Source organism: Rhizobacter sp. P5_A1 (assembly GCF_056400745.1).
Genome location: NZ_JBFUKR010000008.1, coordinates 235,237 through 257,151, shown reverse-complemented (window position 1 = coordinate 257,151; position 21,915 = coordinate 235,237). Strand labels below are relative to the sequence as shown.

At 65.5% G+C, this 21,915-nt stretch carries 22 protein-coding genes; 9 read left to right on the top strand and 13 right to left on the bottom strand.

Annotation, left to right across the window (positions count from 1 at the left end):
* Window positions 1-3: 3 nt before the first annotated feature.
* The 4 genes from AC1DTW_RS11845 to AC1DTW_RS11830 all read right to left on the bottom strand — a co-directional run bounded on the left by AC1DTW_RS11845 (window position 4) and on the right by AC1DTW_RS11830 (window position 4,405).
* Window positions 4-1,746 carry a DUF1302 domain-containing protein gene (locus AC1DTW_RS11845; protein ID WP_477981295.1) on the bottom strand — a complete coding sequence of 581 codons (1,743 nt, stop codon included), beginning with the start codon at window positions 1,744-1,746 and terminating at the stop codon, window positions 4-6.
* A gap of 262 nt (window positions 1,747-2,008) precedes the next feature.
* A complete protein-coding gene (locus tag AC1DTW_RS11840) occupies window positions 2,009-2,707 on the bottom strand; it encodes a GntR family transcriptional regulator (protein WP_477981319.1) in 699 nt (232 codons plus the stop codon).
* A 34-nt stretch (window positions 2,708-2,741) separates the two neighbouring features.
* Complete coding sequence (locus AC1DTW_RS11835) at window positions 2,742-3,281, bottom strand: cupin domain-containing protein (RefSeq protein ID WP_477981293.1); 540 nt, start codon at window positions 3,279-3,281, stop codon at window positions 2,742-2,744.
* A 14-nt stretch (window positions 3,282-3,295) separates the two neighbouring features.
* The gene (locus AC1DTW_RS11830) at window positions 3,296-4,405 is read right to left on the bottom strand and encodes an alcohol dehydrogenase catalytic domain-containing protein (protein ID WP_477981291.1); all 1,110 of its coding nucleotides are present in this window, start codon (window positions 4,403-4,405) and stop codon (window positions 3,296-3,298) included.
* Window positions 4,406-4,645: 240 nt separating this feature from the next.
* On the opposite strand from AC1DTW_RS11830, the gene AC1DTW_RS11825 reads away from it, so the two are divergent.
* Entirely contained in the window at window positions 4,646-4,786 is a 141-nt protein-coding gene (locus AC1DTW_RS11825) for a LuxR C-terminal-related transcriptional regulator (protein ID WP_477981289.1), read from the top strand.
* On the opposite strand, the gene AC1DTW_RS11820 is transcribed toward AC1DTW_RS11825, so the two are convergent.
* From AC1DTW_RS11820 to AC1DTW_RS11800, 5 genes are all read right to left on the bottom strand, one after another.
* Entirely contained in the window at window positions 4,728-5,039 is a 312-nt protein-coding gene (locus tag AC1DTW_RS11820; protein ID WP_477981321.1) for a hypothetical protein, read from the bottom strand. The two genes, AC1DTW_RS11825 and AC1DTW_RS11820, sit on opposite strands and share 59 nt — an antisense overlap.
* A 201-nt stretch (window positions 5,040-5,240) precedes the next feature.
* Complete coding sequence (locus tag AC1DTW_RS11815) at window positions 5,241-6,512, bottom strand: MFS transporter (RefSeq protein ID WP_477981287.1); 1,272 nt, start codon at window positions 6,510-6,512, stop codon at window positions 5,241-5,243.
* Window positions 6,509-7,513, bottom strand: a complete 1,005-nt coding sequence (locus AC1DTW_RS11810; RefSeq protein WP_477981286.1) for a N,N-dimethylformamidase beta subunit family domain-containing protein — start codon at window positions 7,511-7,513, stop codon at window positions 6,509-6,511. Before AC1DTW_RS11810 ends, AC1DTW_RS11815 begins: the two co-directional genes overlap by 4 nt.
* Window positions 7,423-8,640, bottom strand: a complete 1,218-nt coding sequence (locus AC1DTW_RS11805; protein WP_477981285.1) for a N,N-dimethylformamidase beta subunit family domain-containing protein — start codon at window positions 8,638-8,640, stop codon at window positions 7,423-7,425. Before AC1DTW_RS11805 ends, AC1DTW_RS11810 begins: the two co-directional genes overlap by 91 nt.
* A 9-nt stretch (window positions 8,641-8,649) precedes the next feature.
* Window positions 8,650-10,056, bottom strand: a complete 1,407-nt coding sequence (locus AC1DTW_RS11800) for an aminotransferase family protein (RefSeq protein ID WP_477981284.1) — start codon at window positions 10,054-10,056, stop codon at window positions 8,650-8,652.
* A 93-nt stretch (window positions 10,057-10,149) separates the two neighbouring features.
* Here AC1DTW_RS11800 and AC1DTW_RS11795 point away from each other — a divergent pair, with 93 nt between their 5' ends.
* From AC1DTW_RS11795 to AC1DTW_RS11775, 5 genes are all read left to right on the top strand, one after another.
* Window positions 10,150-11,067, top strand: a complete 918-nt coding sequence (locus AC1DTW_RS11795) for a LysR family transcriptional regulator (RefSeq protein WP_477981283.1) — start codon at window positions 10,150-10,152, stop codon at window positions 11,065-11,067.
* A 134-nt stretch (window positions 11,068-11,201) separates the two neighbouring features.
* Window positions 11,202-12,752, top strand: coding sequence for a tannase/feruloyl esterase family alpha/beta hydrolase (locus AC1DTW_RS11790; RefSeq protein ID WP_477981282.1), 1,551 nt, complete (start codon window positions 11,202-11,204; stop codon window positions 12,750-12,752).
* 102 nt (window positions 12,753-12,854) lie between these two features.
* Complete coding sequence (locus AC1DTW_RS11785; protein WP_477981281.1) at window positions 12,855-13,628, top strand: enoyl-CoA hydratase/isomerase family protein; 774 nt, start codon at window positions 12,855-12,857, stop codon at window positions 13,626-13,628.
* 9 nt (window positions 13,629-13,637) lie between these two features.
* Complete coding sequence (locus AC1DTW_RS11780; RefSeq protein WP_477981280.1) at window positions 13,638-14,318, top strand: glutathione S-transferase N-terminal domain-containing protein; 681 nt, start codon at window positions 13,638-13,640, stop codon at window positions 14,316-14,318.
* A gap of 6 nt (window positions 14,319-14,324) precedes the next feature.
* The gene (locus tag AC1DTW_RS11775) at window positions 14,325-14,930 is read left to right on the top strand and encodes a 2-hydroxychromene-2-carboxylate isomerase (protein ID WP_477981279.1); all 606 of its coding nucleotides are present in this window, start codon (window positions 14,325-14,327) and stop codon (window positions 14,928-14,930) included.
* Here the strand turns inward: AC1DTW_RS11775 and AC1DTW_RS11770 are convergent.
* Window positions 14,914-15,624 carry a Crp/Fnr family transcriptional regulator gene (locus AC1DTW_RS11770; protein ID WP_477981278.1) on the bottom strand — a complete coding sequence of 237 codons (711 nt, stop codon included), beginning with the start codon at window positions 15,622-15,624 and terminating at the stop codon, window positions 14,914-14,916. The genes AC1DTW_RS11775 and AC1DTW_RS11770 overlap by 17 nt on opposite strands.
* Window positions 15,625-15,640: 16 nt before the next feature.
* Window positions 15,641-16,336 (bottom strand): Crp/Fnr family transcriptional regulator, encoded by a 696-nt coding sequence (locus AC1DTW_RS11765; RefSeq protein WP_477981277.1) that lies wholly within the window; start codon window positions 16,334-16,336, stop codon window positions 15,641-15,643.
* 129 nt (window positions 16,337-16,465) lie between these two features.
* Here AC1DTW_RS11765 and AC1DTW_RS11760 point away from each other — a divergent pair, with 129 nt between their 5' ends.
* On the top strand, window positions 16,466-17,209 hold the full coding sequence (locus AC1DTW_RS11760; protein ID WP_477981276.1) for a nitroreductase: 744 nt from the start codon (window positions 16,466-16,468) through the stop codon (window positions 17,207-17,209).
* A complete protein-coding gene (locus AC1DTW_RS11755; protein ID WP_477981274.1) occupies window positions 17,206-18,876 on the top strand; it encodes an acyl-CoA synthetase in 1,671 nt (556 codons plus the stop codon). The genes AC1DTW_RS11760 and AC1DTW_RS11755 overlap by 4 nt, the downstream gene beginning before the upstream one ends.
* 439 nt (window positions 18,877-19,315) lie before the next feature.
* On the opposite strand, the gene AC1DTW_RS11750 is transcribed toward AC1DTW_RS11755, so the two are convergent.
* On the bottom strand, window positions 19,316-20,029 hold the full coding sequence (locus AC1DTW_RS11750; protein WP_477981273.1) for a hypothetical protein: 714 nt from the start codon (window positions 20,027-20,029) through the stop codon (window positions 19,316-19,318).
* A 206-nt stretch (window positions 20,030-20,235) separates the two neighbouring features.
* Between AC1DTW_RS11750 and AC1DTW_RS11745 the strand changes: the two genes are divergently transcribed.
* Window positions 20,236-20,649, top strand: a complete 414-nt coding sequence (locus AC1DTW_RS11745; protein ID WP_477981272.1) for a very short patch repair endonuclease — start codon at window positions 20,236-20,238, stop codon at window positions 20,647-20,649.
* Between the two features lie 355 nt (window positions 20,650-21,004).
* Here the strand turns inward: AC1DTW_RS11745 and AC1DTW_RS11740 are convergent, their stop codons facing one another.
* Complete coding sequence (locus tag AC1DTW_RS11740) at window positions 21,005-21,829, bottom strand: hypothetical protein (protein ID WP_477981271.1); 825 nt, start codon at window positions 21,827-21,829, stop codon at window positions 21,005-21,007.
* Window positions 21,830-21,915 lie beyond the last annotated feature (86 nt).

Here is a 21,915-nt window from a genome sequence, read left to right as displayed (position 1 = left end):
TGATCAGAAGGTGCGTGAAGCGGTGAAGGAGACGTAGCCGCGATCACGCAGCGACTGCGCGAAGCTGAGCTGGCGCGGGCTGGCCGTGCCGGCAGCGAGCGTCTCGGTATAGGTGTGGGCCTTGCCGAAGTAGTCGGTGTAGCTGAGCGCCAGGTTCCAGGCGTTCTGATACTTGCCCTTCAACCCGATGCTGTAGTCGCCCGCAGCAGAGGCGCCACCGGCGAAGTTGGAGATTGCCGACGAACGGCCCGCGAAGTTCCAGCCCAAACCGATCGGCACCGAGAGGTCCAGCCCCGGCAGCACCTGGAAGTACTGCGGCTCGAACAGCACGCGCAACGCCCAGGCATCCTTGGTGGTGTTCGTGTCCAGGCCGCCGATGTGCTGGCTGCTGCCGTCTGCCGCGGCGAAGATGTCCTTGGTGATCGCCAGGCGCCTGTTGTAGGCCAGCTCGGCGACCACCGCACCGCCGCCCCACAGCGGGCTCGACTGCAGCACGTAGATGCCCGAGAGCTGCAAATGTGCGGTGCGGCCTACTGCGTAGCACGGGTCGGCGCTCGAGTCGTTGCCGCAGGTGAGCACCGGGCCGACGCCGAGCACGGCCGGATCGCTGGTGAGCGGCGCGTTCCAGCGCACGGACCCTTCCAACGCCCAGTTGAGCTGGCCGAGCGACGAGCTGATGCCGGCGCCCATGGTGCGGATTTTCTTGGCGTAGGCCAGATGCACGTCGCCGCTCATGAAATCGAACACCAGCGCCGAAGGTGTCTTGTCGTGGTACTGCGCGGCATAGAAACCGAGCTCGTAGTCGCCGCCACTCGGGCTCCAGCGCAGCTGAACGCCGCCTTGCCCGCCGTTGCCCGGCCTCAGGTCCTTGTCCTGCGCGTAGGGCAGCAGGATCGGGTTGCCAGCGGCGTCGCTGCCGAAGTTGACGATGCCCGTGCCGGGCAGGTAGTCCTGGTTCGAGAAGTAGCTGCCGACACCGGGCAGGCGGCTCGGCCGCCACTTGGCCTGGATGTACGCACCGAGCGAGACGCCCTCGGTCAGCTGCAGCGAGCCGGAGACCTGCTCCACTGGAAGCAGCACCTCCTTGAATTGCCAGGCCGGCACCGAAAGGATCTTGGCAATGTCCACCGGGCCCTGTGCATTGGCAATGCCGTTCTGGCCGAAGAAGACGCTCTCGCCCCACTGCAGCGTGTGCTTGCCGACGCGCAGCGTGCCGGTCATGCCGCCAATCTCGCCCTTGAAGTAGGCGAAGGCATCGAGCAGTTCGCTGCCCTCTCCGTGCTGGCGGCGCGTGGCGGCCAAGAACTCGTTGGGCTGCTGGTTCGTCGCGTTGTTGGAGGTGGAGATCACCGGGCCAAGCGGCACACCGGCCGCGTACAGCGGCGTGCCCGCGTAACGGTTGTTGCGCAGGTAGATCGCGTCACGCCAGGTCGTGCCGCTGAGACGGCCGCCGAAGCTCGGGCCGGTGACGTCCAGTTCGGCCAGCAGGTCGAAGCGGCTGGAGATCAGACCCTTGGTGAAGTTGTGGTCGCCGTCGTCTTCGTTGGCGATGCCGGGATCGGCTGCCACGTCGAAGCGCGTCAGGGCGTCCGAGGGATTCTTCAGTCGGTAGGCGCTGCTGTACTTCGGCGTCAGGTCGAGCCGGACCTTGTAGTCCGGCACGGGCGAGTCGATGTCCAAGGCATGCGCAGTCGGCAGCAGGGCGAGCGACGCTGCCACGGCAAGCAGGGTTGAACGATGGATCACGGTGTCTCCTCCGGAGGGTGTTGGTGTCGCCGATGTCCGGGCTGGACGGCATGAAGCCATCTGTGCCCTAAACCTGTTTTAGGCGCAGTCTATTATTTTGTGCATAAACAGGAAGGCGGGTTTTCCCCTGCGATGGCGAGCGCGGCCGCCGAAGCAGTGGTGGCTTGGAAAAAAAGAGGGCGCACGTGCGCGCACGCCCCGAGCCTCCCGGCTCGGGGTGTGGATGCGCTATCAGAAAAGGCGCGTGCAGCGCCTTGTGGGGTCAGTCAGCGTGTGCGAACGCGGCCTCGGCGTTGCGCAGCGTGCCGCCGATGTGATCGGCCAGCAGTGCGCAGGCCGTCGCGCTGTCACGCCGCAGCGTGGCGTCCATCAGCTTCTTGTGCTCGTTCGACTTGCGACGCGCGGCCTTCCGGTGGCGCGCGGAGAACCGGCGGTAGCGCTCGGCCTGGTCGAACAGGCTGGCGCTCCACGCCAGTTGCCGCTGCGAAGGACATGCCGCCAGCAGCGCGGCATGGAAGTCGCGGTGCAGCGCGCTCCATTCCGCGTCGAGGATGACCGGCCCGTCGGGCAGGCGCGATTCCACCTTCTCGAGACGGTAGAAGGCCGCGACGATGGCCGCTTCCCAGGCATCGTCGCCATGTTCGATCGCCTCCTGCAGGGCCTGCACATCGAGCATCAGCCGCATGCGGGTGATGTCGCGCAGATCCTCGGGCGACAGCGCGGCGACGCGGAACCCGCGCCGCTCATCGGCGCGCACAAGACCTTCCTGCGAGAGCCGGCTGAGCGCTTCTCGCAACGGGCTGCTCGAATAGCCGTAGGCCGCCTGCAGCTCCTCGATCTTCAACTTGTCACCGGCTGCAAAGGCGCCCGTGAGCACGTCCTGGCGCAAGCGTTGGAAGGCCTGGTCGACGAGCGGGGGGGTGTATTCCGACATGAGCATCCTTTCCTGCGCAGGAGGCATTCTATGCACAGAACTCCGTCCGGAGAAGGGGCTGCTAGCGCCGTTGCGCGCCGGTGAGAACGAACAGCATCTTGGCCGGCTTGTCGCTGCGGTTGCGCCACGCGTGTCGCGTGCCATGCTGCACCACCACGTCGTGCGGGTGCAAGGCCACCTCCTGCCCGTCATCGAACTCGAGCACGATCTCGCCTTCGAGCACGACGTCGTAGTCGATGCTGTCGGTGGTGTGCATGCCGGGGTGCTCGATCTCGAAGCGCTCCGCCAGGCCAGGTGCGTTGCGTGCGAATTCCGCGCCGAACGCGGCGGGGTCGAAGTCGGAGCGCATCATCACCGCGTCGGGCGGGAAGGTCACGAACATCAGCCGCGTCTCGCCCGGGCCGGGCACGAACGAAGCGTGTGGCGAGTCATCCTTCGGTGCACCGCGCCCGACCATCGCGTCGGCAGGCGTGGCCCAGATGAGCGCCGATGCGAATCCCGCCACTGTCTTGTACTCGGCGGCGCGCGGGGCCGGCCCGTCGCTCACGACGCCGGAACGACCCTCCGGCCCGATGCCGGCAACAACTCTTCTGACCTTCATGGAGACCTCCGCTATCAGGGGTTGATGACAAAGTTGCTGAAGCCGCCATTGCGCTGGGCAATGCCCGAAATCGCTTCGTTGACCTGGTCCAGCGGCGTGCGGACGTGCTCGAAGACCGAAAGGTCGAGCGTGCCCGCCTCGGCCATGTCGGCCATGTCCTGGCCCTCTGCGGCGGTGAACCAGGCCGAGCCTTCGATGCTCTGCTGCTCGTCCATCATCGTATGCAGGTCCATGCCGACCATGCCCATGATCGCGCCGATGTTGTAGGCCTTGCCGCCGCGCTTGAGCGCGCGCACGCCCTGCTGCAGTGTCTCGTGCTGTGCACCCGGCCCCAATGCGTCGATGAAGACGTCGACGCCCAGGCCGTTCGTCTTGCTCTTGGCCCAGGCATCCAGCGGCTCCTGGTCGGTGATCGAGAACACCTCGATGCGGTCGGGCGCCAGTGCCTTGACGCGCTCGAGCAGCTTCTTGTCGCGCCCGGTGCCGAGGATCTTGGTCACGCCCATGGCCAGGCCGAACAGCGCGCCCCCGATGCCCAGCGTGCCGCTGATGCCGTTGACCAGCATGCTCTTGCCCGGCCCCATGCCGCCCTTGCGCATGGCCGAGTACATCGTGCCCAGGTAGCCGAAGCGCGCGGCCTGGTCGAAGCTCACGTTCTTCGGCAGCTTCACCAGCGCGTACTGCGGCGCCACCATGTACTCGGAGAGGCCGCCGCCGGGGTAGTTCTTGTACAGCTTCAGCGAATTCTGCGAGAAGCCGAAGTAGCCGCTGAACGCGTAGTGCGTGCAGTTGATCAGATCGCCAGAGCGACAGGCGCGGCAACCGCCGCAGTACAGCCCGGGGTTCACGTAGACGCGGTCGCCCGGCTCCCAGGCGTGCACGTGCGAGCCGACCTTGACGACCTCGCCGGCCGGGTCGAGCCCGAACACCGCGGGCAGCGGCGGCAGCGGCAACTCCGGAAACCAGGTGGTCCAGTTCGCGAGGATGTTGCCCAGGTTGGGCACGATCCCGCAGGACTGTACCCGCACCAGCACGTCGTTCTGCCCCGGCTCCGGAATGGGCAGTTGCTCGATCTTCATGGTTTCGCCGACCTTGTGCAGGCGGGCAGCTTTCATCATGGCCATCGCGGTCTCCTATAAATGCACATACAGATGTTTTGTGCATACTTTAGTGAAGCAGACCATTGCCAACATCGGGTCAAACCCGGGTGTCAAAGCGTTCAAAAGTGCGTCGTCGCGCCGGTCGGCTGTTCAGTCATGAATCGATTCCCGAGCCATTGACCGACCTTGACGCGATGGACGTCGTTCCGACGCGCAAGTATCGCGGCCGAGCTTCCGGCTGACCGAGTCAACGTCGCGGTGGTGATGAAGCGGGTTCTGTCGGATCGCGAGCTCGAGGTGCTCAAGCGCGTAGCCGAAGGCAAGAGCAACAAGCACGTGGCAGTGGCTATGAACAGATCACATTGGGGCCCGGCACCTCCGCATACGCAGCAGCGACCGCGGTAGCTCGCCGCCGCAAGACGTTCGCTTGGTTCAGTTGCCCCTTATCGGTGATCTCGCCCTGGTCGAACGATGGCGGTTCGACCTGCAGGAGCGCCCGACGAGCGAACGTCGAGCTGCCCCCGCCCACGTCCGCGGCGAGGGCCAATCCCGCCTTCACAGCGGCGACGATTTCGGGACGTCCGATGACGTCCGCACGGTCCACGTTCGCGTCGCACCGCGCCAGCCGACGACAGGCGTCCCAGTTCGGAAAGATCAAGACGACCAGCGCTATAGCTCAATGTCGACCATGCGCCCGAGCGGTCTCTCTTGGCGATGAAGCAGCGAGCAGGGTCACGGTCGGCCCAGTGGTCGAGGCAGTCGACCATCGTCGTCGACACCGACGCCAGGCCAACGGCGTTCGACAGGACGATGCTGCCGTCATCGCGCTCGATGAAGCGGGCGTTACGCGTCGTGAAATTCATCGCACCCCGTACCTGCGTGCGAAACGAAGGGCCAGCAGGCTCACGGCGGCACCGAAGAGAACGTAGTAGGCCGGCGCGATCTTGCTGCCGGAAGCGCCGATCAGCCACGCGCTGATGAACGGTGCGAAGCCGCCGAAGATGGCCACGCCGCAGCTGTAGCTGATCGACAGGCCCGTGCCGCGGGTCCGGGACTGAAAGAGGTCTGACATGGCGGCGGAGATCGGGCCCCAGTACGCCGTGGCCACCAGGCCCAGCGCGAGCTGGACCAGCACCAGCGACGACGCGGAAGGGTTCTGCACCAGGAACGCGAAAGCAGGGACCACCAGCACCAGCTGGATCACGGCCGCCGCCGCCATGATCCGGACCCGGCCCAGGCGATCCGACAGGGCACCGAAGTACGGCACGAGCGCGAACTGAACGACACCGAGCACGACGGTGCCGACGAACGCTGTCGAGGCCGGCAAGCCGAGCTGCTTGACCGCGAAGGTCGGCATGAAGAGCCCGGTGTAGGCGAGGATCGTCGCCAGCACGATCAGCCCGAGCGCGGTCAGCACGCGACCGCCCTCGTCGAACAGCGCTGTCCGCACCGGCATCTTCACGGGCGCCGAGCGAACGAACTCGGCGCTCTCTTCGAGGTTGCGCCGGATGTACAGGCCCACCGGACCGATCAGGAGCCCGAACACGAACGGGATGCGCCAGCCCCACGCCATCAATTGCTCGGGCGTCAGAAAGTAGTTGATGCCGAAGCCGAAGCCCGCCGCCAGCAGCGTCGTCAGGCCCTGGCTCGCGAACTGCCAGCTTGCGAAGTAGCCGCGGCGGCGCGCGTCCTGTTCGGCCAGCAATGCGGTCGCGCTGCCGAACTCGCCGCCGGCCGCGAAGCCCTGGATCAGGCGTGCGGCGATGACGATCATCGGTGCCGCGATGCCGATCTGCGCATAGGTGGGTGCCGTGGCGATCATCAGCGTGCCGATCAGCATCATCGCGATCGACAGTGTCAGCGCCTTCTTGCGGCCGGCACGATCGGCATACGCGCCGAGCGCGAAGGCACCGATCGGGCGCATCACGAAGGTGACGCCGAACGTGCCGAGCGTGATCAGCAACGACACGGTCTCGTTGCCGGCGGGAAAGAACAACTTGGAGATCGTCGCGGCGAGGAAGCCGTAGATCACGATGTCGAACCACTCCAGCGCGTTGCCGATCGAGATCGCGACGATGGCGCTGGCGGGGTGTCGCCGTTCGGAGACGATGGGCGCTGCAATGGCGGTCATGGGTTGGGCTCCGGTGGGGTGGATCGATCCGCGCGTGCCACGCGCGACAGGTAGTTCCGCAACAGGGTCGAGATGTCGTTGCGATAGGCGTTGTGCGACAGGCTGCCGCAGAACGTGATCGAGCCGACCGAGAACACCGATCCGCCGGAGGGCGTGTCGAAGTAGATCATCTCGGCTCGGATCAGCGACTCCGGCGGCTCCCGGTCGCGCGTCATCGTGTGCGACAGCAGCGCGTCGAGCGCCGGGCCGAACGCACTGCCGTGTCCTTCGGACCGCGCGAGCAACGTGTGCTGGCGCGGCGAACCATCGGCGAAACAGAGCGAGTCCAGCTCGAACCCGGCCGCCCCGCCGCCCGACAGGCCGTAGTCGCCGATGCAACCCGCCACGCCTTCGAGGAGCCAACCGCCCGGGTGACGGCGCGCCGCATCGTTGACGCGAAAGTGCGAGCCCTCGAAGTTGCCCTGCGATGAGAAGCCGATGCCCACGAGTTGCTGGGGCGGACGGCCGCTGCTGCGCCACAGGCCTGCGAGCTGTCCGTCGAAAGCATGGAACTCCTCGCCTGCGGGCGCCGCCCAGGCGCGTGTGCCGCTGCCGGCACGCCGCATCTCGATCGCACCCGGCACCTGGTCCGACACGGCGACGCGCCAGTAGAAGCCGTTGCCGCCCAGATAGGCCAGATGGCCACCGCCATCCACGTAGCCGGCGAAGGCGTCGAGCGTGCGTTGCGTGTGGTACTCAGGGTGCGTGCCCGTCAGCGCGCAGGCATACGGCGCGAGGATCGTGCTGCCGTGGCGCTCGAGCTCGTCGTCGGTGACGATGTCGAACTCGAAGCCCTCGTGCTCCAGCCAGTCGAGCAGGTGCGAGTCGGCGATGTAGTGCCGACAGCCGGAGCCGCGCGGATCGTCGAAGGTCAGAAAGCCGGGCCGGAAGGTGAGCATCGGCCGCCAGCGCGACGCGAACGAGACGCCGCTGCCGTCGCCGTGCAGGTTGTAGGTCGACAAGCCGAACTCGGGATGCTCGTGGGGTTGTGCGGGTAGGCATTCCACTCGGCCACACGCCGGCGCAGCGCGGCATCGAAGTTGCCGCGCGCGTAGTTCGCATACGCCTGGTAGGTGTAGGTCGGCGCGACGAACACGATGCGTGCCTTGGGCCGGCCCGGCGGGGCGCTGACGTAGAAAGGCAGCCAGTCGTGCTCTCCGTCGACCGAGACCTGCATGGCGTAGGCGCCGCTGCCGAGTTGTTCGGGCACCGTGAAGCTGAAGTCGCTCGCCCAGCCGGCGTCGTGCAGGTCGTCGTCGTGAAAGTGGATCGCGGCGTACTGCGACGGTTCGGCACGCCAGCACACCTCGCGACCGTTCCAGCGGCTCGATCGGACCGCGCGCGTCGGCAGGTTCACGAGGCGGCCGTGCAAGCCGTGCGGGCCGCTGTCGAAGATGTCCAGCGTGTCGATGCCGCGCGCGAAATCCCAGGCCGCGAAGCTGCTGGCAGCGGCCTCGATGAAGGGGCGTTCGATCTTGCCGTTGAAGTGCTGCGTCGGTCCGTCCAGGTCGACGCTGCCGATCAGAATGTCGGCGTGTTCACCGGCAATCACGGCCGGCTCGTGCAACGCGATCGACTGGCTTGCACCGGCGCTGGTGCCGACGCTCAGCGTGCTGCCGTCGATCGCCAGCCACACGTCTTGCCAGCGCGGTTCGATCGCGACGTTGCAACGCACGCGGGTGGTTCCGACAATGCCAGTGACGCCGTCGGCATCGACCAGCAACTGAAACCCCCGGTGTGTGGTGTCATCCCACTGGGACAGCACGCACTGCGGACCGCGCGCGGGGGCTGTTGGCAAGATGGTGGCACCTGCCTTGAATCCTCCGCGCAATGCAGGGCAGGGCGCCTTGGGCACACGCGCGTACGAGCCGCGCCGCAACGGCTTCTCGACCGAAGCGAACTCGCCCGCGAACACCTGGGTCAGGTCCTCGAGCTTCATGCCGGGGCCGGCCGGGTTCGGGTCGGCGCGAACCACACGCACGAGGCGAGCCGTGAACGGGCGCTCGGAACGGCTCGAGACCTTGAACTCGATCGTCTCGCCGGGCATGGCCGACAGCCGGTCGCTGTAGCCGCAAATCGTGATCGTCATCGCAGTCCGTCAGAAGTGCGCGAGCCCGTTGCGCTCCATCTCGGCCTGCAGATCGGAGAGCGAACGCTCGAGCAGGACGAGCAGCTCGCCGAGCTCGCCTTCGCGGATCGTCAGCGGCGGCGTGATCATCTGGAAATCGCCGAACGCCCCTCCATTGGCGCGCCGGTTGTACAGCGCGATGCCGTGGTTCAGGCCGTGCACGCTGAGCTTGGCCGGTGCGTTGAAGGCCGCGGGCAGCTGCCGCTTCGTCGCCTTGTCGGCCACGATCTCGATCGCGGTCAAGAGTCCCTTGCCGCGCACGTCGCCGACGATCGGTGAGCGTTCTGCAATATCGCGCAGGCCTCGCATCAGAAGTTCGCCCATGGTGGCCGCGCGTTCGATCAGCCGCTGCGAGACCACTTCATCGACCACCGCATTGGCGACCGCGCACGACAGCGGGTTCGTGAAGTAGGTGTGGCCGTGCACGAAGCCGCCGCTTCCCGCCACGGCATCGACGATGTGGTCGGGGACGAGCAGGGCGCCCAGCGGGGTGTAGCCGGCAGCCAGTCCCTTGGCCAGGGTCACGAGATCGGGTCGAGCGCCGGACCAATGGTGCGCGGCGAGGAAGGCGCCGGTGCGCCCAGCGCCGGACATGATCTCGTCGTAGATCAACAGCACGCCGTGTCGGTCGCAGATCTCGCGCACGCGCCGGAAGTAAGCCGGCGTCGACACCGTCGCGCCGGCCGACAGCCCGCCGATCGGTTCCATGATGAACGCCAGCACCGTCTGCGGGCCTTCGCGCTGGATCGTCGTTTCGAGCGCGTCGGCGCAGGCCATCGCGTGCGACTCCACCGTCTGGCCCTCGGGCAGGCGGTAGCTCATCGGTGCGGGCACTTGGGGCATCGTGCGCAGCATCGGGCCGTACAGCGCCAGCGTGCCGGCGTCGCCGGTCACGGCGAGCGCACCCAGCGTCGAGCCGTGGTAGCTGGGGTCGCGCGAGATCACCTTGAAGCGGCTGCCCTGGCCCGTGACGACCGCGTACTGGCGCGCCAGCTTCAGGGCCGACTCGTTCGCCTCGGAGCCGCCGGAAACGAAGAAGGCGCGATCGAAGCCGTCGCCCGCAAGCGCGCAGACACGATCGGCAAGCAGGATGCTGTCGTCGCTCTCGAAGAAGCGCGGGTACGCGAAGGTGACCTTGTTCGCCTGCGCCGCCATCGCTGCCAGCACGCGCGGATTGGCGTGGCCGATGTTGGTCACCACCGCGCCGGACGTGGCGTCGAGGTAGCGACGGCCATCGGTGTCCCAGAGGAACACACCCTCGGCGCGCGCGACCCGCGGCGGCCGTGGCGTGCCCTTGGGGGCATAGAAACCGAGCACCGATCCACCCTTGGGCGTGTCGCCAACGGTGCGTGCTGGAGCGCCAGCGCTTTGACTCATGACCTGCCTCGTTGCCTGGATCGATTGGAAGATACGCAGGGATCGGCGATCTGACTAGACGTATGGACCGATGAAGTGCTATACGTGCGACGCATGAAGCGCGCACACGACCGGCTCGATCTGCTCGGAACCTTTGTGAGGATCGGCGAGAGCGGATCGCTTAGCAAAGCGGCGCGCGTCCTCGGCACGACGCAGCCCACGGTGAGTCGCCGACTGCTCGAGCTGGAGCGCCTGCTGGGGTGCAAGCTGGCGACGCGCAGCACCGCCAGCTTCTCGTTGACAGATGAGGGCCGCTCGCTGCTGATCGAGGCGCACGACCTGATCGATCGCTGGTCCGGTTTGTCCGACCGGCTCTCAGGCGCGCAGAGTCGCCCGGAAGGGACCTTGCGCGTGATCGGTCCGTCGGGATGGGGAGCCGGCTTTCTGACCGATGCCATCACGGACCTGCGAGCAGCCCACCCGGCGTTGCGCATCGAAGTGACGCTGACCGATCGGGTGGTCGACCTCGCTGCTTCAGGTGCCGAGTGCTGGGTCTGCGTGGGACCCGTGCCCGATCCTGGTCTCGTGAGCCGCAAGCTCGGCACGATGGAGCGGGTGCTGATCGCCGCTCCGTCGCTGCTCAAGCGGACAGGGCCGGTCACCGTGAAGAACCTGCCCACGGTTCCCTTCGTCGGCCTGGCGCGTTACGTGATCGGTACGGTCCGCCTGTTCGACAAGGCGGGTCGCGGGCGCAGCGTCGAGCTCGACACGCCGATCCGGATGGACAGCTTGTTGGCGACCTATCGTGCCGTGCTGAATGGCGCCGGTGTCGGCGCGGCCTCGCCGTGGCTGTGCCATGCAGACATCCAGGCTGGCCGGTTGAAGCGCGTGCTGCCGAACTGGTCGCTCGAGCCGATCGACGTGCACATCGCGCTGCCGCCCGGGGTCTATCGGCCAGCGCGGGTCAGCGCATTCATCGAGGCGCTGCGCCGGCGCATGGGAACGATCCCTGGGTTTCGGCCCGAAGGATAGGCAGCCTGCTACGGACATACCCTGGATTGTCCGATCAAGGACATTCAAGTGCAGTGTCCCTGCTCACGATGCCGTTGCGATTCCGGAATTCCGGGCGCGTACACCTCCGTTCAGGGCAAGGGCAAAGGCATCCAATGAGCACACCTTTCACAAAGTTCCAATGGACGGCGGCGGGAGCGACGTTCGGCCTCGTGGCGGCAATCTCCGGCTGCGGCGGCGGCGACTCCGCGCCACCAGCACCTCCCGCTGCGCAGGCTTCCGCCGAGAGCCGATGCGCCGCCTTCCTCGGCCGATCATTCGAAGGCGCGACCGTGACGCGGGCGACCTTGGTGCCGTCCACCACCGCAACACCCGAGTACTGCATCGTGCGCGGTGAGATGCCGCAAGACCTTGATTTCGATGTGCGCATGCCAACCGACTGGAACCATCGCACCGTCTTCAGAGGCGGCGGCGGTTTCGACGGCTACCTGGATCTCGGCTACATCAGTGATCCGATCACGAGCCCGATAGGAAGCCCCGATCTGGCAACCCGTGGCTACGCCACCATCGCGACCAATCATGGGCACAGCATGGCTCTGTCGGATGGCTCGTTCGCACTCGACACGGAGATGCTCGCCGAATACGCCTATCTGGCCGTACCGCGGGTGCTTGCTCCCGCAAAGGCCATTCTGCGAGAGCGCTATGGCGAGTCTTTCCCCACCGCGAAATTGGTCTTCGAGGGATGCTCCGGCGGTGGACGCCAGGGCCTGATTCAGGCACAGCGATTTCCTGACCTGTTCGACGGCGTGATCTCGCGCGCACCGGCCAACGCATTCAATCCACAGTTCCTCTGGTATCAGAAGATTGGAAAGCAACTCGCAAAGCCAGGCGCCGCGCTCAGCCCGGCCAAGATCAAGACCATTGGCGACGCCGTCTACGCCAAGTGCGACGGGCTCGACGGATTGAACGACAAGATCATCAGCCGCCCCGATGCGTGCCACTTCGATCCCGTCGAGCTCGCATGCAGCGGCGCAGAGACAGATTCCTGCTTGACCCCTGCGCAAGTCGAGTCGGCACGCGCCTTCTATGAACCCACCAACATCGCCAACGGACGCTATGCCTGGCCCGGCTTTCCCGCTGGCGGCGAGAGTCCGGCCAACTGGCTGTCGCTGGGTTCTCTGGGGGACGGCTACATCAAATACATGGTTGCCCAGAACGGCTCGATCGATCCGCTCCAACTGGATCCGACGCAGTACGTCTCTCGGATCGACCAGCTCGTTTCGATGATCGATGCCGTGAACCCCGACCTGAGCCGCTTCAACGCGCACGGTGGCAAGCTGATCCTCTGGACCGGGCAGACCGACTGGAAGATCACGCCGAACAATGCGACGAACTACTACCAGAGCGTCGTGCAAGCGAATGGTGGCCAGGCCGCTGCCGACGAGTTCGTCGAGTACTACACCGCACCTGGGGTGAATCACTGCGAAGGGGGCACAGGGGCGGACAAGGTCGATCTGGCCGGGCCGATGTTCGAGTGGCTCGAGAAAGGCACCAAGCCCTCGACTTCCACGATCGTTGCAACGCAGCGCACCGTTGCTGCTGGAGCCACGCCGGCCAGCCGACCACTGTGCAAGTACCCGCAGTACCCGAAGTACGTCAGCGGGGATGCGAACCTCGCATCGAGCTTTGTCTGCACGACACCCTGAGACTCTCGAGTTGTCATTTGTCGTCGCGACGACAGCGTCGATGCAGCGCGCTTGTTAGTCTGAGCCGTTGCAGATCGCTGCGCACAACGACGAGGAGACAACATGACCTGGGACATCGAAGTGACCGACGGATGCGCCGTTGTGCGCATGAACACCAACAAGGTCAACGTTCAGAACGAAGGATTCTTCGCTGACCTGCATGGAGCGTTCGACCGGCTCGAACGCGAGTTCAGCGAGCTGCCGGTGGTGCTGACCGGGCAGGGCGACGTGTTCTCGGCTGGCATCGACTTCCAGTACAGCTTCGAGATCTTCGGCAGCGGCAGCCTCGACACCATCCGTAAGTGGTACCGGGCCTATCGCGAGACGAACCTCCGCATCTTCAAGTACCCGCGCCCGACGGTCGCTGCCGTCAACGGTCACGCCATCGCGGGCGGGTTGATCACCGCGCTGGACTGCGACTTCCGCATCGCCGCCCGCAAGCCAGCCAAGTTCGGGCTCAACGAGGTGCCCATCGGCATCCCGATGCCGGCGGTCTACGTCGAGATCATCAAGTACGCGCTGGGCGACCAGGTGGGTGCGCTCGCCACGCTGCGCGGCAAGCTCTACGAGCTGGAGGAGGCCACCCGGCTGGGCTTCTTCCACGAGGTCGTGGAGCCCGAGCGGCTGCTCTCGACAGCCATCGAGTACGCGCGTTGCATCACGCCCGACTGCAACACGGCCTACGCCATGTCCAAGAAAGCGCTGCAGGACGCCGTGCTGCGACAGATCGACGAGCGCACGGTCGCGCTCGATGCTTCGCTTCCGCAAGGCATGAGCGACTCGGGCAACCGGCGCGCGCAGGATCGACGCCGGCAAGAGATCATGAAGAAGCGCTGAAGGACGCTCGTGATCGATCTCTACAGCTGGCCCGCACCCAATGGGCACAAGGTGCAGATCCTGGTCGAGGAGCTGGGCATCCCGTACCGGCTCATCCCGATCGACATCACGCGCGGCGCGCAGCACGAGGCCAGCTACCGAGCCATCAACCCCAACGGGAAGATCCCGGCCATCGTCGACCACGCGCCGTCGGACGGTGGCGCACTGTTCACGGTGTTCGAGAGCGGTGCCGTCCTGCTCTACCTGGCGGAGAAGGAGAGGCGCTTCCTGCCTACGGAGCTTCGTGCGCGCAGCGAGCTGCTGCAGTGGCTCTTCTGGCAGGTCGGCGGCCTCGGCCCGATGATGGGCCAGGCGCAGCACTTCTTTCGCTACGCACCAGAGGCGGTCCCTTACGGCATCACTCGATACCAGAACGAAACGAGACGACTGCTGCACGTCATGGAGGAGCGGCTCGACGGCCGCGATCACCTCTGCGGCGACTACTCGATTGCCGACATGGCCTGCTTCCCGTGGATACGCATCCACAAGTACACCGGCGTGGCACTGGACGAGTTCCCGCGCGTGCAGGCCTGGTACGGCCGCGTGCGCGCCCGCCCCGCGGTCGGGCGGGCCATGGATCTGCTGCGCGACCGCTGGGTCGACGTCAGCACCTCGGACGAGGCCAAGCGCAATCTGTTCCCGACGAGGTGAGTCCGCATGACAGAGCCGAACGACACGGTGGTCGACGCGTTCATCGACCTGCGCAGCCCCTACTCGTACCTTGCCTTGAAGCCAGCCCGTGCGCTGGCGCAGCGCGCCGGGATCACCTTCGATTGGTGGCCCTACATCACTGACTTCCAGTCCGCCTATGGAGGCGAGGTCGAGCAGCGCTCGAGCCGTGACGTGGCCAAGCTGAAATACCTGTACATGGACTGCCGCCGCCTGGCCAAGCTGCAAGGTCTCACGATCCAGGCCACGATCAAGCTCTGGGATGCCACGCTGGCCAGTCGGGCGATGCTATTCGCCAAGGCGAGGGGACGGTTGTGGGACTTCTGCGATCCGCTGCTCGCGGCCTTTTGGCGGCGCGAGTTCGACGTCGAGTCCTCGGCGGCGGTCGAAGGCGCGCTGGCGCAGGCTGGCCTGTCCGTCGCCGACTGGCGTGGGTATCTGTCAGACCATGCCCAGCAGGACTTGGCGTCCGCGTCGAAGCGCGCCGAGCAACTCGGCGTATTCGGCGCACCTACGTTCGTGTACCGAGACGAGCTGTTCTGGGGCGGTGACCGCCTGGGTCTTCTGGAAGCCGCGCTCAACCCTCTGCAATGACGTAGCTGCGCAGGCCCGGAACGTCGACGATCAGCGCGCTCTTCTGCGACTCGCTGCGCACGAGCCCTTGCCGCTTGAACTCGCTGATCGCCACGTTGACCCGTTGGCGGGACAGTCCGCAGATCAGCGCCAGCTCATGCTGCGGGATCGATATCTCCTGGCTGCCTTCGGCCTTGCGGTCGGCCAGCATCAGAAGCGCCCTGGCCAATCGCATCTCGGGCGCTCGCAGACGGGATGCCTCGAGCATGCCCACGAACACGCCCATGCGTTCGTTCATGATCTCGCACAGGAAGTGGTTGAACTCGATGGACGTCTGACGCAGGGCTTCGAAGGTGTCCGCCGGAATCAGGCACAGATGTGAAGAGGTGAGGGCGCGCAGGTCGTACCGCCGCCTCTCCCTTTTGAGCAGTGAACCATCGCCTCCCCACTCGCCCTCGCGCATGCAGTACAAGGTCGTCTCTGCACCGTCGGAGCCGACGACATACATCTGCAGGAAGCCGCGTATGAGTCCGTACCAGTGCGCGCTCGGCTCACCCGAGCGGGCGATGTAGTCGCCAGGGCTGGCCGTTCGCTCGCAGACCGTGTTCAGGACGAGCGAGCGCAACTCGCCCGACAGCGCGCGATACCAGGGCTGCCTCTCCAGGAAGGCGCGCAGGCCGGGCGACGGCTCTGGTTTGGAGACTGCCGTGCTCATGGCCCGTCACGGTTCATCAGGCGGATGCCTTGCGCGAGTACGTTCGCAGCCCTTGCAGATCCAGGACCTCGATCGCACCGTAGGTCACGCGCACGAGCCCCGCGGCGTCGAGGTCATGCAAGGCGCGATTGACGTTCTGCCGTGAGATGCCGCTCAGCCGGCCGATCTCTTCCTGCGAGAACGCAAGCTGCGCCTGAGTCCCCGGATACAGCTGCGGATTGAACAGTTCGGAAAGGCAGTACGCGACGCGACCGGTGACATCCTGAAAGCGAAACGACTCGATGAGTGCGACGTAGTGCCCGAGGCGGGCATTGAGCTGGTCGATGACCCAGCGACTGAACGGCCGGCTTTCGTCGATCAGCCACATGAACGTGGCGCGCGGCAGGAACGCGACGGTGCTGTCGCGAATGGCCACGACCGCATAAGGACGCGCCTCACCTTTCAGGACGGCGCCCTCGCCGAACCATGCGCCCGCGGGCACACCCGCGAAGGTGGTGCTCTTGCCGTCGGCGGAAACGGTGTCGACCTTCAGCATGCCGTCGATCACCCCGAGCCAGTGGAGCGACGGCGATCCACGCGCGCAAACGGTCGCGCCTGCCTTGTAGCTGCGGGTGAAGGCGTCTCGATCGACACGCTCGATCTGCTCGTTGCTCAGCCCCGCCCGCCAGGCGGAGATCGCGATGAATCGGGCCAGATCGGCTTGGACTGTCATGTACGCAACATTCTTCGGACGGCACGGCACCTAGCATTCTCGGACGGTTGCCACGACGCACAACCCTGGCTTGCCCTGGGCGTCACGCCGGGACCTGTGTCAGATCCTCCGCACCCTGAAGAGCACGACATGAATCGCTTCGCGCCGCCCCCGCCGATACCGCCCGTTTCCTTGCGCGACGCCGTCGACTGGGCGATCGTGACCCGCCGCAGCATCCGAGCCTTCCTGCAGACACCGGTACCGCGCGAAGACATCGATGCGATCCTCGCTGTGGCGAGTGCCGCCGCATCCGGGGTCAACACCCAGCCGTGGCGAGTTCATGTGGTCACGGGCGAATCGAAGCGGCGCCTGAGCGCGGCCATTGCCTGCATCAACGACGATCCCGGACTGGCGGAGCGCCTCGACGAGCCCTACGACTACTACCCCAGGGAGTGGGCATCCCCGTTCGTCGAACGCCGTCGCAAGGTCGGCTGGGACTTGTACGGCCTGCTCGGCATCGCCAAGGGCGACAAGGAACGCATGCACGCCCAGCATGGCCGCAACTACGCGTTCTTCGATGCACCCGTCGGCCTCTTTTTTACCGTCGACCGTGTCATGCAGACCGGGAGCTTCCTGGACTACGGCATGTTCCTGCAGGGCCTGATGGTCGCGGCGAGGGGGCGTGGCCTCGACACCTGTCCCCAGGTTGCGTTCACGAAGTTTCACCGCGTCATTGCTGCGCAGCTCGGCATCCCCGACCGCGAGTTGCTCGTGTGTGGAATGAGCCTCGGGTATGCCGACCCGAGCCGGATCGAGAACTCACTGGCGACCGAACGAGAGCCGGTCGACCGCTTCACAACCTATCACGACGACAGGACGGAGACACCCGAATGACTGCACAGGCCTATGGGCAAGGACTCGACCGAACCTCCGCCAACCATGTTCCTCTCAGCCCGTTGCGCTTTCTCGACCGAAGCGCAGCGGTGTACCCCGATCGCGTTGCAGTGATCCACGGGGGGCTGCGCCAGACGTGGGCGCAGACGCGCGAGCGCTGCTACCGGTTGGCCTCGGCTCTCGCCGGCCGCGGCATCCGCCGCGGTGACACGGTCTCGATCATCGCGCCCAACACGCCGGCGATGCTGGAGGCCCACTTCGGCATACCGCTGGCCGGCGCCGTGCTCAATGCCATCAATTGCCGGCTGGACGCGGACGGCGTCGCCTTCATCCTGAAGCATGGAGAGTGCAAGCTGCTGCTCGTGGACCGCGAGTTCGCGCCGCTGGTGGCCCAGGCCATCTCCGGGCTGGAGGCACCTCCGGTGCTGATCGACATCGATGATCCCGAAGCCCCACCGGGAAGTGCCGTCGGCGTCACCGACTACGAGTCGCTGCTCGCGGAAGGTGATCCTTCATTCGAGGGCGTCATGCCGCTCGACGAGTGGGAGGCGATCGCACTGAACTACACGTCGGGGACCACCGGCGACCCGAAAGGCGTCGTGCCCAGCCATCGCGGAACCTACCTGATGAGCCTGCTGCAACTGACCGACTGGGCCATGCCACGCGCGCCGGTCCATCTGTGGACGCTGCCGATGTTCCATGCGAACGGCTGGTGCTTCACCTGGGCGATCACCGCGGCCGCAGGCACGCACGTCTGTCTGCGCAAGGTCACTGCTCGCGGCGTCTTCGATGCGATTGCCGAGCATGGTGCCGACCACTTCTGTGCGGCGCCGACCGTGATGGCCATGCTGGCAAACGCGCCGCCGGAGGATCGCAAGACCTTGTCCCACCCGGTCCGCGTGCTGACCGCCGGATCGCCTCCGCCTGCGGCCATGCTGGAGGAGATCGCCGCGATGGGCTTCGACGTGGACCACGTCTACGGCATCACGGAGGCCTCGGGCACGCCGGTGAGCTGTGCACGACAGCCCGCGTGGGACGCGCTGCCCGCAGGCAAACGTGCGGGACTGCAGGCTCGGCAGGGCGTTCGCGCCGCGGCGCTCGAAGGGTTGATGGTGGCCGACCCTGAGTCGATGCGACCCGTGCCGCACGATGGGGAAACGCCCGGCGAGCTTCTGCTTCGCGGCAACACCGTGATGAAGGGCTATCTGAAGAATCCGGAGTCCACGGGCCGCGCGTTCGCGGGGGGCTGGTTCCACACCGGTGATATTGCCGTTGTCCATCCGGACGGCTACATCCAGATCACCGATCGGTCGAAAGACGTCATCATCTCCGGCGGCGAGAACATCTCGTCGGTGGAAGTCGAGGACGTACTCCATCGCCACCCGCAGGTGCTGCATGCAGCCGTGGTCGCTCAGCCCGACGACAAGTGGGGAGAGGTTCCCTGCGCGTTCATCGAGTTGAAGCCTGGCATGCCGGCAACAACGGAGGCGGAGATCATCGCGTTCTGCCGCGAGCGCCTTGCGCACTTCAAGACACCACGACGTGTGGTGTTCATGAAGGCAATGCCGAAGACCGGCACCGGCAAGATCCAGAAGTTCAAGCTCCGAGAGGCCGCTGGGAGCCGCGAGGCGATCACGCGGCTGGCGCAAGCTCCTACGCATGGGTGAGGCAGAGGGTCGAGGCGTCCGACGCAAGTGATGGACTCCAGCGAACTCGGGGTTTGGTAACTTGTTGATTCGTAAGCGAAGCCTCGGTTTTCCGGACATAGTTGCCTCGGGACCCAAAGAGGCAAGTCGGGCCTGCATCACGCAGGCCTAGCGAAGTCGGGTCTACCTCATCGGACCTGAGCGAAGTCGGGTCTTAGTCTGCAAGGGGTGTGCAGGCGTGCGACCCGCCTCAGAGAGCGGACTTACCTGCGGGGCCCCAGCGCCCACGCATCAAGCACGCTCACATCGTCGATGGCGAGCCGCTCACGGTGTTGGCGCACCACGGACACCGCGCGTGTATGGAGGCGCCGCGCCGACGCCGGCGAAGTCGTTGAGCATGTCTGTGGTGAGCCAGTCGACTAGAGGCCGTACCCAGCTCCTGCGGGCTCAACAGGCGGGGTCAAGACACTTGAACTGCATTGGGCGGGCGGCCACCTTGCGTCACTCTGAGCACGTCTACGTCGACCTGGCCGGTATCCGACCGCTGCGACTCGGGGCGCCTGTCGATGAGCCTGAAACGGTACTCAGACGGGGTGCTACCAGAGCCGTCGGCTGCTCGTAGCTGCACACCCAAGCGCCTGAGCGCCCAACGCAGGTCCTTCAGCTGGCGCGGAGTGCGCACCATCGGGAAGCACAGCCGGCCGAAGCACTGCAGCAGGTGCAATGGCAACTCGGGCCCGAGCGCCCGCATGATCGGACTCTCGAACGGCTCGCGGTAGCTCGTGAGCCAGGTCGCAAGCTCGACGTAGTGCCCGAGATGGGACACCGTCTCCTTGCACCGCAACTCCCAAAGCATGCGCGCGAGACCGAGCGCAGGGTCGCCTAGGTAGCCGCCAGAAATCTCGGCCACGCCATTCCGAGGTCGATAGAAGTCAACGCTCGCGTCGCCGGATGCCATCGCTGGAGTCTCGCAATAGGCACACTTGCCCAGGAACATGCGGGACAAGGGTTGCTGCGAAAGCTTCAGGAGCTTGCTGTGGGAGCGCCCGAAGTCAAACGAACGTCCGCGGCGGCGTTCTCGCGCTAGGGCAAAGAACTGTTCGGCCTGCAGAAGGCCTTTGGCCGCCTCCTCAGCGAAGCCTGAAGGTTCAGGAGGGCGTTCAACGAAAATCATAAGGCGAGCTGATGGGGCCCCAATCGGCGTCCTGTATAGATGCGAGTTGCCTGCATGGATGTCGAGACAGGGTCAGGGTTAACTTCGTAGGCAGTGTAAGACGCTCGAAACTGCGGCCACCCAAGGCCCAACTTGCGTTGCGACTGGCGAGGAGCGCGCATTGACCCCGTCCCTTTCTCATTGCCCCTTCGATTTCTTCTTTCGACATGGACACAGTTTCCCGCGAAGCTCGAAGTCGCAACATGGCGAGAATTCGCAGCAGGGACACGCAACCCGAGCTGTTGGTGAGGTCTGCGGCTCACGCCCTTGGGCTTAGGTTCAGGCTTCACTCGGCGAGTTTGCCTGGACATCCGGACCTAGTCTTTCCCCGCCATCGTGTCGTAGTGCTCGTTCACGGATGCTTCTGGCACCGTCACGCATGCGCTGCGGCCACTACCCCAAAGTCGAATGTTGACTACTGGATGGCGAAGTTCGCCCGCAATGTTGAGCGCGATAAAGAGGTGCGCAGAGAGCTCAAAGGGCAGGGTTGGCAAGTGCTGGAGATTTGGGAGTGTCAGACATGCGACGCTTCAAAGCTCAGCCGTAGGCTGGCTAGGTTCTTTCGACTACGGGGCCGATGAACTGGTCTTTGGCGGACCCAGCCTGCTAGGTTTGCAACCGAGCCGCTTCCAACATCGGCCTTGACTGCCTGGCAGCTGAACGCTTGAAGACCTGGAAAGAGGCGGATTTGGGCGGGGCTGTGGGCTCGCGCCCTGCTATGGCACACCGCTCCTAGACGCATGTTGTTGTGACCGATTCCAATGCGTAGTGCGCAGTAAGCGCGGCGAGAGAATGCGCGCCGAACGAGGAGGCATCACCCTTGCCAAGACCACCACGCGCGTGGCTCATTTTGCCAGGAGTGTGCTCAAGCAGAACGGGGAGCCGAGGGAAGGGCAGCACAACACAACGGTGGCGCTGCCAATGCGTCACCGGTGGCTACTTGCCGTTCTTCAACCGCCGGAGGAAGGTCCTGGCGGTGACCAAGACGACGTGCAGGCGAAACGTACTGCGGTCCTCGTCGGAGAGCCCAGGGTGTGAGCCCTCCGTGTGCAGCATTTTGAAGAGACCATTCACGTAGTTCTTGCCATCGTTCGTCCACTCGTTTCGAGCCTTGCACAAGAACCCTTCCTCGGCCAGCCAGGCCCGACGGTTCTCGGAACTACCGGCCGCCGATGCCGCCGCGGGGTCGATATGCGCGGCGATTTGCTCGAAGAGGCTTTCCATGAAGGTTCGGGTCTGGCTGTTGGCCGCGGCCCAGTCTCCCCTCGTATGCGCCTCGATGGCCTGGTCCAGATGGCCAAGCGCGACGTGAAAGCCGAACTGCTTGAGCAGTTGGTGCACCTCGTCATCGGTTGCCGGTAGGTCAATGTCCCCTGGCAGGGCCGCACGCAGCAAAGGCGGCGTGCAGTTGTCGTCGCTCAACTCGACGACAAAACCGTCAAGCGCGAGAGCGCGCACGAACCTTTCTTGTTCCGCGGACGGACTGGAAGAGCTAAACGTCAGGGCAACCGCCTCGCGCACCGCGGCCTCAGCCAAGGTGACGGTGCCGTCAAGTGTCTGCACGACCTGAGCGCCGTGCGCCAGGACCAAGCGCCCGACCTGTGCCGCTTTCTTCGAGACACTCACTGAGCTGTCAGACGGGACGTGTTGCTCCAAGCCTAAGCGCAGCACCAGATGGTCAAATTTCGCCTGCGAGAGGCTCTTGTCGAGTAGCGCAAGCGCTGCCGCGATAGTGGGACGGGTGAAATGGTTTTGTCGCATGGCGCGGCATCTTGCCCGTGTTCCGCACCGAGGGGGATTCTGACTTGAAGTAGCTCAACCCCGGGCCGGAACTGGGCGCGTCGGTT